Here is a 13,581-nt window from a genome sequence, read left to right on the forward strand (position 1 = left end):
ACAGCTAGCGCAGATGCACCGGCCTTCGACCGGCCGGCGACGGAATGCAACATCGTCGGCGCTTGGTGATGGCCGAGGACGTCGCCTCGGCGACGCACTGACGCACGAACACTCCTGACACACGCGTGGGGCCTGCACGCCCCGGCGAACCGGGACGGCAGGCCCCACGGGCAGGCCGGCGGATGCGGACTAGTCCTCGACGCTGACCTTGCGCTTGTCGGCGCTCATCAGCAGCAGGAAGCTGCGCGACTGCGCCGTGATCGCGAACCCGGCCTCGTAGTTGAGCTCGGGACCATCCGGGTTGAACGTGTCGACGATGAGCTTCCACTTGCGGCCGTAGCGTTCGTCGGGCAGCGTGAACTGGATGGGCTCGTAGTGCGCGTTGAAGATCAGGATGAAATCGTTGTCGACCATCTGCTTGCCGTACCAGTCGACCTCGGGGATGTCGGCCCCGTTCAGGAAGATCATCACCGAGAACGCGTGGGTGTTCTGCCAGTCGGCCATGTCCATGATCGAACCGGTATGGTCGAACCATTCGGCCTGCGGGATCTTGTCGCTGGCGTCGCCCGGGGCCCTGCCGGTGAAGAACCGGCGCCGGTGCAGCACCGGGTGGTTCAGCCGCAGGTGGATCAGCTTGGAGACGAACTCCAGCATCTGCTTCCGCGGTTCGTCGAGGTCCCAGTGCGTCCACGAGATCTCGTTGTCCTGGCAGTAGGCGTTGTTGTTGCCCTGCTGCGTGCGCATGACCTCGTCGCCGCCGCAGATCATCGGGATGCCCTGGCTGACGAGCAGCGTGGAGAACATGTTGCGCATCTGGCGCTGGCGCAGCTCGTTGACGTCCCTGATGGTCGTCGGCCCCTCGACGCCGCAGTTCCACGAGCGGTTGCCGTTGTCGCCGTCGCGGTTGCCCTCGCCGTTGGCCTCGTTGTGCTTGTCGTTGTAGCTGACCAGGTCGTTCATCGTGAAGCCGTCGTGCGCGGTGATGAAGTTCACCGACGCCACCGGCCGGCGGCCGTTCATCTGGTACAGGTCGGAGCTGCCCATCAACCGGCTGGCGAACTCGGGCAGCGTGGACGGCTGCGAGCGCCAGAAGTCGCGCACGCAGTCGCGGTAGCGGCCGTTCCATTCGGACCAGCTCGACGGGAACCCGCCGACCTGGTAGCCGCCGGAGCCGACGTCCCACGGCTCGGCGATGAGCTTGACGCGGGAGATCACCGGATCCTGCTCGACGATGTCGAAGAACGCGGAGAGCTTGTCGACGTCGTGGAACTGACGGGCCAGCGTGGCCGCCAGATCGAAGCGGAAGCCGTCGACGTGCATCTCGGTGACCCAGTAGCGCAGGCTGTCGGTGATGACCTGCAGGGCGCGCGGCGAGCGCATGAGCAGCGAGTTGCCGGTGCCGGTGGTGTCGAAGTAGTGCTGCGGGTCGCCGTCGACCAGACGGTAGTACGCCTGGTTGTCGATGCCCTTGAAGCTCAGGGTCGGACCGTGGTCGTTGCCCTCGGCGGTGTGGTTGTACACCACGTCGAGGATGACCTCCATGCCGGCGGCGTGGTACGCCTTGACCATCGACTTGAACTCGTTGACCTGCTCACCGCGCTCGCCGGAGCTCGAGTAGGCGTTGTGCGGGGCGAAGAAGCCGATCGTGTTGTAGCCCCAGTAGTTGCTCAGGCCCTTCTCCTGGAGGAAGGTGTCGTTGACGTACTGGTGGATCGGCATCAGCTCGATGGTGGTCACGCCGAGGTTCTTCAGGTATTCGATCACCGACGGGTAGGCCAGGCCGGCGTACGTGCCGCGGATGTCGGGCGGCACGTCGTGGTTGAGGTTGGTCATGCCGCGCACGTGCGCCTCGTAGATCACCGAGTCGTGGTACGGGATGTTCGGGTGGCGGTCGGCGCCCCAGTCGAAGTACGGGTTGACGACGACGGACTTCATCGTGTGCGCCGCCGAGTCCAGCGTGTTCATCGCGTGGTTGTCGTCGGGACTCTTGAACCAGTAGGAGAACAGGCTTTCGTCGCTGTCGATCTGCCCCTCGATCGCGTAGGCGTAGGGGTCGAGCAGCAGCTTGTTCGGGTTGCACCGCATGCCGCGGTTCGGGTCGTACGGGCCGTACACCCGGTATCCGTAGCGCTGCCCGGGCTGGATGCCCGGCAGGTAGTTGTGCCAGACGTACGAATTCTGCTCGGTCATCTCGATGCGGGTCTCGTTGTCCTGATCGTCGAACAGGCACAGCTCGACCTTTTCCGCAACCTGAGAGTAGATGGCGAAGTTCACGCCTGCCCCATCGTAGCGTGCTCCAAGAGGATACATAGAACCAGGTCTGATCTGCATGCTTCCAGTATCTCACGCCACCCCCGTCATGACACGGCAATGACGCGAACGACCACACAACCCGCATGGCCGCGTCGGCGCGGGGCGTCCTCGACGCCGGCCCCGCGCCGACGCCCCGTCACCGAGTCCCGGCGGCAAGCCCTTCGCGCAGCCGGCGCATCGCCTCGTGCTGGATGGCGATGATCGAGTTCGACGCCGTGACGCCGACCGCGTTGAGCTCCTCCCAGTCGACCCACGCCGACCAGACGTGCTCGTCGCGGTCCAGATGCCGGGGCACCGCCCGCCACCGGTCCAGGTGGATCACCATGATGTGCGCCAGCTCGTCGGACATGCCCTCGGACGAGTAGTAGTCGCCGACCATGTCGACGCGCATCGCCGCCTCGTCGGCGGGCGCGACGCCGGTCTCCTCGCGCAGTTCGCGCAGCGCCGCCTGCAGCACGTCCTCCCCCGGGTCCATCAGCCCCGCGGGGATGCCATAGGCGTAGCGGTCCGAGCCGACGCGGTACTCGCGCTCCATCAGATAGCGGTCGGCGGCCGTGTCGTGCACGAGCATGACCACGCACGGGGCGTGCCGGACCACCTGCCGGCGCACGGGGATGCCCCCGCCGTCGGCGGCGGGCAGCTCGATGCGCATGTCCTCGACGGCGAACACCGCGCCTCGGTACACCGTCTCTCGCGCCAGCACGGTGACCGGGCGGTCCATGTCGACCACGTCGCCGTGCAGCTCGTCCTCCTGCATCATGCCTCCATTCCGGCCGCGCCGCCGCTCAGCGCAGCGACAGCGTCCACGGGTCGGTGTTCGTGCGGTTCCAGTGCACCTGCGGCCGCTCGCCGGTGGCCCGTTCGACCGCGTCGGGCACGTCGTCGATCGCGTAGTGGAACCACAGCGATTCGATGGCGCTGTGCGGCGTGTTGATGAGCATCGGCCGCACCCGCGCGTCGCCGTCGCCCAGCGCGACGCCCCGCGCGCGCATCGCGGCCTCGTACCGCGCCTGCTCGATCGCGTCGGTGGCCGGGTGGTGGCGCAGGTCGCTGGTCACGTACACGTCGACGCCGGCGGCGCGCACCTCGTCGAACAGCGAGTCGCCGGATCCGGGGAGCACGGCGACGGTGCCGACCTGCGCGTCCAGCGGACCGCACACCTGCACGCCCAGCTCGGTGCGCGGCAGCACGTCGACGACGCGGCGGGCGAACGCCTCCAGGGTCATCGGCTCGGGCAGTCGGCCGACGCGCCCCAGCCCGACCGGATGCCCGGCCCGCGGGTCGTCGATCGGCACCAGCGGCCGCTGGTCGACCAGGCCGAACAGGTCGGCCGCGGCCGTGCCCACGCCGCGGTACGAGGCGTCGGCGTTGGTGTGGCCCACCCACAGCGCGCAGTGCGCCTCGCTGAGCCGGCGGACGATCTCGCCGTGCACGCCGAGCCCCGAGACCTCGTGCACGGCCCGGAACAGCAGCGGGTGGTGGCAGATCAGCAGGTCGGCGCCGCGGCCGATCGCGTCCTCGACGATCCGCATCGTGGGGTCGGCGGCGAATTCGATGCGTCCGACCTGCGCCGTCAGGTCGCCGACGATCAGCCCGGGCGCGTCCCACGACTCCGCGTACCGCAGCGGATACAGCGTCTCCAGGACGTCGACGACCTGCTTGAGCGTGGCCATGGCTCCTCCGTTTCCTTGGGTTTCCCGTGATGTGCATATGCCGAGATGCCGCGCGACCCGTCGCCGCGCGGCACCCCGGTCCCGTCCCCGCCCGCCGGGGCGGCCGCCGGTCAGTGGGCGGCCAGCTGCCAGTCGGCGCCGATGCCGGTCGACACGTCGAGCGGCACCGCCAGGCTGACGGCGTGCTCCATGGCGTCCTTGACGACGGCGGTCACCGTCTCGGCCTCGCCGGGCGCGATCTCCACCACGAGTTCGTCGTGGATCTGCATGATGATCCGGCTGGCGACGCCGGCCTCGCGCAGCGCGTGGTCGGCCTTGATCATCGCGATCTTCATGATGTCGGCGGCTGTCCCCTGGATAGGCGCGTTGAGCGCGCCGCGCTCGGCGGCCTCGCGGGCCGCGCGGTTCGGTGAGCGCAGCGCCGGGAAGTAGCGCCGCCGGCCGAACATCGTCTCGGTGTAGCCGTTGACGCGGGCCTGCGAGACCAGCGACTCCAGGTAGTCGTGCACCTTGCCGAACGTGGCGAAGTACTGCTCCTTGAGCACGTCGGCGGCGGCCGGGCTGATCTTCAGCTGCTGCGCCAGGCCGTACGTGCTCAGCCCGTAGGCCAGCCCGTAGCTCATCGCCTTGACGTGGCCGCGCTGGTCGGCGGTGATCTCGTCGACCGGCACCCGGTACACCAGGCTCGCCACGTACTTGTGGAAGTCGGTGCCGGACTGGAACGCCTCGATCAGCGCCTCGTCGCCGGACAGGTGCGCCATGATGCGCAGCTCGACCTGCGAGTAGTCGGCGCTGAGCAGCGACTCGTACCCCTCCCCGGGGACGAACGCCGAGCGGATCTCGCGTCCGGCGGCGTTGCGGTTGGGGATGTTCTGCAGGTTCGGATCCACCGAGCTCAGCCGGCCGGTCGCGGCCACGGTCTGCTCGTACGTGGTGTGGATGCGCCCGTCGTCCGGGTTCGTCGCGTCGATGAGCGTCTGCACGATCTGCTTGAGCTTGTTGGTCTCGCGGTGCCGCAGCAGCGCGCCCAGGAACCCGTTGGCCCGCTCGTTGTGCACGGACTTGACGTACAGGTCCTGCAGCGCTGCGGCGCTGGTGGTGTACGAGCCGGACTTGGTGCGCTTGGTGGGCTTGAGTCCCATGTCTTCGAACAGCACCTTCTGCAGCTGCTTGGGGCTCTGCAGGTTGACGCGCGTGCCGGCGTGCTCCCAGGCGATCTCCTGGGCCTGGCGCGCGTCGGCGGCGAACTGGTCGCGCATCGCGGTCAGCCGCATGTCGTCGACGCGGGCGCCGGCGTGCTCCATGCCCTGCAGGATGCGCGAGGTCGGCAGCTCGATCTCGCGCAGCAGGCCGTACTGCCGCCGCTGGTCGAGCATCGGCGACAGCGTGTCGGCCAGCGCGCGGACGATCGCGGCGTGCATGACCATGCGCGAGTCCGCCATCTGCTCCTCGGAGGGGACCGCGTCGCCGAGGTCCAGCTGCCCCTGCGTGGCCTCCTGCTCCTCCTCGACGTGCAGGTCGAGGAAGTGCGCGGCGGCCTGCTCCAGCGTGTCCGCGTGGAAGTCGGGGTGCACCAGGTAGCCGGCGAGCTTGGTGTCGAACGCCGGCAGGCCGGAGGCGAGCCCGACCGAGCCGAGCAGGTGAAGGTGCTCCTTGTAGCCGTGCACCACCATCGAGGCGTGGCGACCGTCGATCAGCCGCTGCAGGCACGCGGTCATGGCCTCGTCGAACGGCGGGACCATCACGGCCGCATGGCCGTCGGCCACCACCGCCAGCGAGGCGAGCGCCGGCCGGCCGGGCTTCGCCACGCCCTCGGCGTGCAGCACCCAGCCGTCGCGCACCGCGGGGGCGCTGCACTGGCCGTGGTCGATCGCCACCGGGTCGCAGGGCCGGGACTCGGGTTCGCCGTCGCTCACCGGGACGGCCCCCATATGCGCCGCGACCCAGGCGTCCAGGGCTTCGGCGTCGCCGATGCGCTCGGCCTGCGGGACGACCAGCTCCTGCCTGGTCTCCTCGGTCTCCCCTGCGCCCGCGTCGCTCAGCTGCGGGCGTTCGCCGCCGTTGAAGGTCTTGAGCACGCGGCTCTTCGTGCGCGCGCCGAACTCGAGCTTGGTGAACAGCGCGTTGACCTTGTCGGCGTCCAGGGCGCCGAAGGTCAGGTCGTCCACGCCCAGGCCCAGGTCGATGTCGCGCACCAGCGCGTTGACCTTGCGGTTGAGCCTGACCTGGTCGAGGTTCTCGCGCAGCGCCTCGCCCTTCTTGCCGCCGATCTCGTCGGCGTGCTCGACGATCTGCTCGAGGCCGCCGAACTGGTTGATCCACTTCGCTGCGAAGCCGTCGCCCACGCCGGGCACGCCGGGGATGTTGTCGGCCGTCTCGCCGCGCAGCGCCGCCAGGTCGGGGTACTGCGCGGGGGTCACGTGGTACTTCTCTTCGACGGCCTGCGGCGTCATGTGCTTGAGGTCCTTGAAGTGGTGGCCCGGATACAGCACGGTCACGTGCTCGTCCACCAGCTGGAACGCGTCGCGGTCGCCGGAGAGCACCAGGACGCGGTAGCCGTCGCGCTCCCCCATCGTCGCCAGCGTGCCGATGACGTCGTCGCCCTCATAGCCGGGCTTCTCGATGTAGGTGACGCCCAGCGCCGCGAGCATCTCCTGGATCAGCGGCAGCTGGCTGAGCAGCTCCTCGGGGGCGGCCTCGCGGGTGCCCTTGTACTGCGGGAGCAGCTCGTTGCGGAACGTGCCGCCCTTGACGTCGAAGGCGACGGCCAGATGGTCGGGCTTCTCGGCCTCGATCACCTGGGAGAGCATCGTCGCGAAGCCCCAGACCGCGTTGGTCGGCTGGCCCGTGGACGTGCTGAAGTTCTCGACCGGCAACGCAAAAAAAGCGCGGAACGCCAGCGAATGGCCGTCGACGACCAGTAGCGTTCCGCGGTAGGTGCCGTCATCCATCAGATCGGGATTAGCGCTCATCCTCAACTTCCGGCTTCGGGTCGCCGTACTTGGCGATGATGGCCATGGCCAGGCGCTTCTTCGGGATGCGCTGGTCCATCGAGGTCTTCTGGATCCAGCGGAAGGCGCCCTGCTCGGAGAAGTCGGCCTTGTCCATCAGCAGGCCCTTGGCTCGGTCGACGAGCTTGCGCTCCTCCAGCGTCTCCTCGGTCTTCTTGAGCTGCTCCTCCGTCTTCTTGAGCTGCTCCTCGGTCTCGCGCAGCTTGTTCTCGCTGCGCTCGACGTTGTCGAGCAGGTCGTTGATCTCGGCGAAGCGGCCCATGGCGACCTCGAGCGCGGGCAGCAGCTTCGACTCCTCGTACGGCTTGGTCACGTACGCCATGGCGCCGGCGCCGGTGGCCTGCTTGACCAGGTCGGGCTGCGAGAACGCGGTGAGCATCACCACCGGGGCGATGTTCTCGTCGCAGATGACGCCGGCCGCGGCGATGCCGTCCATGCGCGGCATCTTGACGTCCATGCACACCACGTCGGGGCGGTGCTTGCGGGTCAGCTCGACGGCCTCCTCGCCGTTGGCCGCCTCGCCGACGACCTCGTAGCCGTTGTCCTCCAGCATGGCGACCAGGTCCATGCGGTTCACCGACTCGTCCTCCGCGACCACGACGGTGCGCTTGCGCGGGGAGGCGGGCTCGTGGGACGGCGCGGCCACGGCGTCGATGTCGCCTTCGGCTGCGGCCTTGATCTCCTCGTCCGTCAGCACAACCCCCTTCGCCTCGTCATCCGGTTCCGTGGACTTCTTCTTCGCAGCCATGTCAACCTCTTTTCGTTTCAGTTCCTGCTGTGAATCAGGGCAACGCCCGCCTCGGGCCGGCGTTTCGAATCACTATCGAGTATATTCACAGCGCCGTACCTCCCCGGCGGAGCGTGGCCCCCGCCCGGTGGCGCGCGGCGCCGCGACGTTGCATCCGCAACCGGCCCGCCGACCGGGCCGTCTGCCGGGCCGCCGGACGGCGCCCGGCAGGCCGAATGTCGTATCAATGATACGGGATGGATTCCGCTCCTCGTGGTTATCGCCGATTTTCGGCAGGGTCTCGGCGTTTCCCGCCGTTTCCCGCGGCGGATTGCGGCCGGCGGGGTCGCGTTTTCTCGGCGGGCATAACCGGCGGACGCCGGGTTCGGGCGTCGGACAGGCGCATCGGATGCGCACGACGACGCAAGGCATCGGACGACGATCGAAGAAAGAATAAAGAAGCGGAAGACCGAAGGTGCCCCGGTGGGACTCACATCATGAGTTTCAACTTTCGCAAGCCGACGGACCGCATCGCCGGCCCGCCGCGATGAGCGCGGTCGCCCCGGCATCTGGATCGGCCCGTGGGGCGGCGAAGACCCCGACCGGTTCATCAACCAGGCGCTGACCGACGACCTCGACGAGTACCTGCACCGCGACCTCGACCCGCTCGCGGACCCGTCCATCGACCAGTCCGTGCTCGGCCGCGCGTACACGCTCGTGCTGCCGATGACCGTGATCCGCGTGGACGACGGGTACGTGGTCGAGAACACGGCCACGCAGATCACGAACGACCGCAAGGACGTGACCCACACGGTCACGAACCCGTTGGCGCCGATCAACCCCGCCAAGGACGTGATCGTCACGGTGGGCAGCGACAGCGTCGACGGCGACCCGACCATCGTATTCACGATCACGAACACGAGCTCGGTGGATCCCGACACGGGCGTGGGCGCCTGATTCAAGGCGTCCGACCTGAAGCTGGAGGACCAGACCATCGTCGGCGACGGCGAGGTCGTGGACCTGCAGTATCCCGACGATTGGGACACGCTCGTGCTCAAGCCGGGCGACATCGTGGACGTCCAGGGCACGCTCAGGGGCGTGAGCGACGTGCACACCGACCGCGCGTCGGTGTCCGACGAGGACCGTTCGACGTAATCGCAGCGAGATATTCACGGATCCATGACCATCAGTGTGTGCAATACAATATTTAGTTGTTCGTGTGCCATTAAATAATGACTCGAAGGAAGACAATATAGAATATTATATCTGTCCCATACATCAAGTCCCTTTATAGCACCAGGCCTTTGTTAGATCGTCTTTTTGTAACCGTATGGATATATTCCTCTGGTGTAGGCGTTTTGTTTCCAAAATATCGCTTGAAGTTCGCCTTTACCTCCGGGTCTGCACCGTTTACAGTTTCATCAATGATAGCCTGTATTTCTACTCTCAGTTCCGATACAGGAACACCGCTTGTCTTTGCCTCAGCCTTTAACAATTTATTTCATCTCTTGTTTCTTTAATCCAATCATAATCAACACATCTTATTTCTACATTTGTTTCTCAAGCATATTGCTGATAGTAATCAATATAATAGGCTGAATTACAACAATAACACCAATAACAATCGCTGGAATTACGTAACCCAAGCAAATAAATACGACGGTTGTTAAACCTAACAACATGGTATTAACCATATTTGTCACATTACCCGCCTTTTCTTTAATCATGATATTACGTTCGTCCATAACATTGATTTTATAATCAGCATCATTTTTCATCATTTTGTTATGCAAAACTTGAACATGAGAAACACTAAATACCACGCTAGATAAAACTGCAAGCCCAACATCCACCATTTTTGGAAAATCCGTAAAAAGAATGATAAGGACTAACAATAATGAAATAATATATCCAATGTACCAAATTTGATTTTTATTCTTCATCTTCATTTCCCTCCTCATAGATAAAGATTTCTTCAATGCTCATGTGAAAGTATCTTGCAATTTTAAAAGCCAATATGATAGAGGGATTGTATCGTCCGTTTTCCAAAGAACCTATTGTTTGGCGAGATACTTCCAGTGCAGTAGCTAAATCTTCTTGCTTGACACCTCTCTGCTTTCGTAATTCTTCTAATCGGTTTTTCAAAACACCCCCTTCCCATGGAAAGTAAACTTTCCATATATTTGTTATAGCAAATATAGCTCTAATGTCAAGCGTGCTTTCCATTTCGCTGATCAACTTATCGTTATAGGTAATTGCGCGCACCTTGGCCATGTTCGTCGCAACAGTGCCCGTATCCACGTTGCCATATAGGTGCAGAAAGGTAGTGTAGAGGTGTAAAATGCTATATATCGTAACCGATATAGAGGCAGGTGAGCTATGACCGTCCAGGTATCCACACGGGTGAGCGACCAGCAGGCGGAGCTGTTCAAGGACACGGCCGCCCGATTGGGGACGACCGCGTCCGACGTGCTGCGCATGTTCATCGCCAGTTTCAATGCGGCCGGCGGGTTCCCCTACGCGGTACGAGTCCGGCAGGACGCGGAGCCCTTCGACTCCGAACGGGAGGCCACGGACTTCGCCGACGACATGAGCATGAGGATGCTCGATGAGACGCGGTGAGATCTGGAGCGTGGCCGGCCGCGGCTACGCCTCGAAGCCCCGTCCCGTGCTGGTCGTCCAATCCGACGGCACGCTGCCGTCGTATGATTCCGTCGTGGTCTGCCTGCTCACCTCGGTGGAGCGGGACGACGCATGCCGCGTCCGGATCGAGGATCTGCCGGAAACGGGACTGAGGCGCGCAAGCTGGGTCATGGCGGACAAGATCCTCGCCGTCCGCAAGGACGAGCTCGGCTCCCGGATCGGGAAACTCCCCGACGCCGACATGACCCGGGTCTCACGTGCGCTGAGAACCGTTCTCGGACTCTGACCTCGGCTCCGCCGCATGACGAGGAGTGACCCGGGTCCGCCGCCGTACCCGGCGTGACGGCGGACCGTGACAAGCAGGGGCCCCGGAACCTGATGGTTCCGGGGCCCCTGCTCGTCGTGGCGTCCGTGCTAGCCGGCGGACGGTTCGCCAGTTCCGTCCAGCCGGTGCTCCAAACGTCGGATCTTGCTTTCGAGTTCGTCGATGCGTCTGGCCTGCTGGGTGATGACCAGCTCGTACGCGAACCGCGTGTCGCTATCCAATCTCGCATCACGTTCCCTACCGTATCTCGCGTCGCCCGTCGGCGGGGTGCCGGAGCCCACCCATCGCTCGTCCTCCGGGATGTCGAACGACGTGGGCTGCATGGCGTCGACTCGTGGTTCCGGGCCGTCGGGTTCGTCCCGCCATCGGGCCATGCAGCGTTCGATGCGCTTGTAGCCGATCAGCGACGAGTCGAGTCCGGCCTTGCGGAAGATCTCCACGGGTGATTCCCCGTTCCTGTATCGGCGGATGCAGTCGTCGCGGAACGCCTTGGTGTATCTGATCCGTTTCTGCGTGACGCTCTGGACCGCGGGCAGGGAACGCAGATAGCGAATCTCCCGCTCGCTGAACATCGTTTCGGATCTGTTGGCCATGATGCTCCCCTTGTCTCTGGCTCGACCTCGATCCCGTTCATCCCCATCTCACCGCCGCCCGCCCACGACCGTGGTCATCATCGTTTGCGTGTCCCGGACATGCGGTGGATGCGCGCCGACTCATGTTCGGACTTGCGTTTGACGCGTTTGCGGGTCAGCGCGGTCTCTTCAACGAGCGTGTCGAGCAGGCCCCCGCTTTCGCGTTCGACCTTCCATTTCCAGCCGAACCGGCTACGTCGAATCGCGATCCTCAGCCCGGGATCGGGATGGCTGATCAGCCAGCCCCCCGTTGTCGTTCCGGTGCAGCCATGCGACATCTCTACTTCTTCATGTTGTAAGTTGCTCATGCAGGTGTTCTTCCGTGTGTTCCAGTCCGTGGGTCCGCTGTTGCCGAATCCCGTCCGCCGTTCCGTAGCGACCGCAGGTCCGTGACGGTCCGAACAGCCCCGGCGCGCCCGTCTTATGCCGCCGGCGGCTTCACGATAGGTGAGGCCCTTCGTCGTTTGGCGTGGCGGAACGGGTGGGCCCCGCCGCGATTGGCGTTCGATTCGCCATCGCGGCGGGGTCACCCGGACAACTCGGGCCGGCCGGCCTTCCTGTCCGGTGTGTCGGATCAGGCGCGCATCATGTTGCGCACGCCGCGGGACTTCATGTACACCGCGATGCCCGCGCCCGCGATCAGCAGGCCCAAGACCACGAACATGGTGATGCCGGCGGCGCCGGTGATGGGCAGCTCGGTCACATTCTTCGCGTTCATGACCGTGGTGCCACTCTCGGACGTCACCACCAAATCAGCCCACTTACCAGCACCCTGGAACGACGGGCCGCTCTCGCCGAGAGTAACGGTGAACTCAGGCTTGACGCTCTGCATATAACCAGTGGGCACCGTAGTCTCAACAACGGTGTACTTACCAGCCGCCAATCCCTTGAACGAGTAATTGCCGCCATTGCCGAAGAACTCGGTGGCGTCGTCTTCAGTCTCGCCATCCTCGTTCGCATCTTTGGCAACGGCCCAAGCACCGGTCGATTCCTCGTACTTCAGCCACTGTCCCTGCTCGTTCTTGATCTTGAAACCAGCACCCGGCAGCAGCACACCGCCCTTGTTGGTCTTCGTGAACTCGAAGCCGTACAGATGCACGGTCGTTTCCGTACCGGGAATGGTCGTACCGTTCTCATCGACCAGACGGTTGTGGACCATCTGGTTCAGGGTGCCCTCGGCGTACGGAGCATTCTGCGTCACGGTGGCCGTGTACGTGACGGTGATGATCGTGTTGGCATGCTCCGACGGCTGGTTCAGACGGACCTCGAACTGTGCGATATCGCTACCCTCAAGAGTGTTTTCGGCCGTCTGATTGTTCATCAGCACGGAATAGGTCCCCGCCTCGGGCGACGCATTATCGTCACGCGTCAGAGGAGTGGCGGCAGTGCCTTCTTCCGCGTCGACGCCCATTGCGGTCACGGTCAGATGCGCAAGGTCCGCGGTCTGGCCGAGACCCAGCTGGTCGCGGAACGAGAGGGTGTATTCGCTGGTGACGAACTCGGGAATGGTCGCGGTCAGCGTGTACGTCACGGTATCGCCAACCGAAACCGTGTTCTTGTCCACTGTCTTCTTCTGCGTGGTCGTGTCGGGCTTGACCTCGGCCCTACCCAGCGGGGTTTCTCCAAGCGTTTCATACTTCTGGCCGCCGATGGTCACCGAGGTGCCGATGATGGTCAGCGGGAAGCCATTGGAATCGACGATCAGGTACAGGCCCTCTTCGAGGTCCGCAAACTCCACAGCCGCATCATCCTTGCTGACGGGCTGGGTGCTTGCAACGGGCTTCCCCGCGACATGGCTCGCGAGATACTGCGCGAACTGGTTGAGTTCGGCGCCCCGGTCCATGAACGACGCCGCGGCGTAGGCGACCGGATCGCCGTACTTCGCGTAAGCATCCGTCGAGGTCGCACCCGTACGTGCGGCGTCCACCGCGTCCGCCGCGTCTTTTTCCCACTCAGTGACGGTATCGACCACGATGCCGGTCAGGTTTCCGTCGTCGTCAAACGTTACCTTGTTCGTGTCGTACGTGGCGATCTTGTACGCAGTGTACGTGTGCCCGCCGACGGTGTCGCCGCTGAGTTCAAGACTGGCGGCGTTGGCGGCGCCGGTCATGGCGGCCATGCCCGTCACCGCGAGAGCGGCGGCGGCCACACCGGCCAGGCACCTCTTCAACATGCCCTTCATCATCATGGTTCTTTTCTCCTTAACTCCCCCACCCCCACAAAAGCAGGAGCGGGATGACTATTGGAAAAATGGATT

Annotated in this window: 12 protein-coding genes and 1 pseudogene; 3 read left to right on the top strand and 10 right to left on the bottom strand. The window is 64.3% G+C overall.

The window, feature by feature from the left end:
- Positions 1 to 189: 189 nt before the first annotated feature.
- The 5 genes from glgX to KIH73_RS00370 all read right to left on the bottom strand — a co-directional run bounded on the left by glgX (position 190) and on the right by KIH73_RS00370 (position 7,745).
- Positions 190 to 2,331 carry a glycogen debranching protein GlgX gene (gene glgX, locus KIH73_RS00350; RefSeq protein ID WP_219079535.1) on the bottom strand — a complete coding sequence of 714 codons (2,142 nt, stop codon included), beginning with the start codon at positions 2,329 to 2,331 and terminating at the stop codon, positions 190 to 192.
- 118 nt (positions 2,332 to 2,449) lie between these two features.
- The gene (locus tag KIH73_RS00355; protein ID WP_219079536.1) at positions 2,450 to 3,073 is read right to left on the bottom strand and encodes an NUDIX hydrolase; all 624 of its coding nucleotides are present in this window, start codon (positions 3,071 to 3,073) and stop codon (positions 2,450 to 2,452) included.
- A gap of 25 nt (positions 3,074 to 3,098) precedes the next feature.
- The gene (locus KIH73_RS00360; protein ID WP_219079537.1) at positions 3,099 to 3,986 is read right to left on the bottom strand and encodes a Nif3-like dinuclear metal center hexameric protein; all 888 of its coding nucleotides are present in this window, start codon (positions 3,984 to 3,986) and stop codon (positions 3,099 to 3,101) included.
- Between the two features lie 110 nt (positions 3,987 to 4,096).
- Entirely contained in the window at positions 4,097 to 6,958 is a 2,862-nt protein-coding gene (polA, locus tag KIH73_RS00365; protein ID WP_219079538.1) for a DNA polymerase I, read from the bottom strand.
- On the bottom strand, positions 6,948 to 7,745 hold the full coding sequence (locus KIH73_RS00370; protein ID WP_219079539.1) for an ANTAR domain-containing response regulator: 798 nt from the start codon (positions 7,743 to 7,745) through the stop codon (positions 6,948 to 6,950). The genes polA and KIH73_RS00370 overlap by 11 nt, the downstream gene beginning before the upstream one ends.
- A gap of 597 nt (positions 7,746 to 8,342) precedes the next feature.
- On the opposite strand from KIH73_RS00370, the pseudogene KIH73_RS00375 reads away from it, so the two are divergent.
- Positions 8,343 to 8,858, top strand: a pseudogene (locus tag KIH73_RS00375) (SspB-related isopeptide-forming adhesin); the annotation flags it as partial.
- 413 nt (positions 8,859 to 9,271) lie between these two features.
- Here KIH73_RS00375 and KIH73_RS00380 read toward each other — a convergent pair.
- Positions 9,272 to 9,673, bottom strand: a complete 402-nt coding sequence (locus KIH73_RS00380) for a hypothetical protein (RefSeq protein WP_219079540.1) — start codon at positions 9,671 to 9,673, stop codon at positions 9,272 to 9,274.
- Positions 9,657 to 9,869 (bottom strand): helix-turn-helix transcriptional regulator, encoded by a 213-nt coding sequence (locus tag KIH73_RS00385; RefSeq protein ID WP_219079715.1) that lies wholly within the window; start codon positions 9,867 to 9,869, stop codon positions 9,657 to 9,659. Before KIH73_RS00385 ends, KIH73_RS00380 begins: the two co-directional genes overlap by 17 nt.
- Positions 9,870 to 10,103: 234 nt before the next feature.
- Between KIH73_RS00385 and KIH73_RS00390 the strand changes: the two genes are divergently transcribed.
- Positions 10,104 to 10,346 (top strand): translation repressor RelB, encoded by a 243-nt coding sequence (locus KIH73_RS00390; RefSeq protein ID WP_219079541.1) that lies wholly within the window; start codon positions 10,104 to 10,106, stop codon positions 10,344 to 10,346.
- Complete coding sequence (locus KIH73_RS00395; RefSeq protein WP_219079542.1) at positions 10,333 to 10,653, top strand: type II toxin-antitoxin system PemK/MazF family toxin; 321 nt, start codon at positions 10,333 to 10,335, stop codon at positions 10,651 to 10,653. The genes KIH73_RS00390 and KIH73_RS00395 overlap by 14 nt, the downstream gene beginning before the upstream one ends.
- A 128-nt stretch (positions 10,654 to 10,781) precedes the next feature.
- Here the strand turns inward: KIH73_RS00395 and KIH73_RS00400 are convergent, their stop codons facing one another.
- From KIH73_RS00400 to KIH73_RS00410, 3 genes are all read right to left on the bottom strand, one after another.
- Positions 10,782 to 11,285, bottom strand: a complete 504-nt coding sequence (locus tag KIH73_RS00400) for a hypothetical protein (RefSeq protein ID WP_219079543.1) — start codon at positions 11,283 to 11,285, stop codon at positions 10,782 to 10,784.
- A 77-nt stretch (positions 11,286 to 11,362) separates the two neighbouring features.
- On the bottom strand, positions 11,363 to 11,632 hold the full coding sequence (locus KIH73_RS00405) for a hypothetical protein (protein ID WP_219079544.1): 270 nt from the start codon (positions 11,630 to 11,632) through the stop codon (positions 11,363 to 11,365).
- A gap of 266 nt (positions 11,633 to 11,898) precedes the next feature.
- Positions 11,899 to 13,512 carry an isopeptide-forming domain-containing fimbrial protein gene (locus KIH73_RS00410; protein WP_219079545.1) on the bottom strand — a complete coding sequence of 538 codons (1,614 nt, stop codon included), beginning with the start codon at positions 13,510 to 13,512 and terminating at the stop codon, positions 11,899 to 11,901.
- Between the last annotated feature and the right edge of the window lie 69 nt (positions 13,513 to 13,581).

The organism is Bifidobacterium phasiani (genome assembly GCF_019331775.1).
Classification (GTDB): Bacteria; Actinomycetota; Actinomycetes; order Actinomycetales; family Bifidobacteriaceae; genus Bifidobacterium; species Bifidobacterium phasiani.

Bases quoted from the DNA above. Each gene is read 5' to 3' on its own strand.
- glgX (WP_219079535.1), bottom strand. From the start codon at position 2,331: ATGCAGATCAGACCTGGTTCTATGTATCCTCTTGGAGCACGCTACGAT.
- KIH73_RS00355 (WP_219079536.1), bottom strand. From the start codon at position 3,073: ATGATGCAGGAGGACGAGCTGCACGGCGACGTGGTCGACATGGACCGC.
- KIH73_RS00360 (WP_219079537.1), bottom strand. From the start codon at position 3,986: ATGGCCACGCTCAAGCAGGTCGTCGACGTCCTGGAGACGCTGTATCCG.
- polA (WP_219079538.1), bottom strand. From the start codon at position 6,958: ATGAGCGCTAATCCCGATCTGATGGATGACGGCACCTACCGCGGAACG.
- KIH73_RS00370 (WP_219079539.1), bottom strand. From the start codon at position 7,745: ATGGCTGCGAAGAAGAAGTCCACGGAACCGGATGACGAGGCGAAGGGG.
- KIH73_RS00380 (WP_219079540.1), bottom strand. From the start codon at position 9,673: ATGAAGATGAAGAATAAAAATCAAATTTGGTACATTGGATATATTATT.
- KIH73_RS00390 (WP_219079541.1), top strand. From the start codon at position 10,104: ATGACCGTCCAGGTATCCACACGGGTGAGCGACCAGCAGGCGGAGCTG.
- KIH73_RS00395 (WP_219079542.1), top strand. From the start codon at position 10,333: ATGAGACGCGGTGAGATCTGGAGCGTGGCCGGCCGCGGCTACGCCTCG.
- KIH73_RS00400 (WP_219079543.1), bottom strand. From the start codon at position 11,285: ATGGCCAACAGATCCGAAACGATGTTCAGCGAGCGGGAGATTCGCTAT.
- KIH73_RS00405 (WP_219079544.1), bottom strand. From the start codon at position 11,632: ATGAGCAACTTACAACATGAAGAAGTAGAGATGTCGCATGGCTGCACC.
- KIH73_RS00410 (WP_219079545.1), bottom strand. From the start codon at position 13,512: ATGATGATGAAGGGCATGTTGAAGAGGTGCCTGGCCGGTGTGGCCGCC.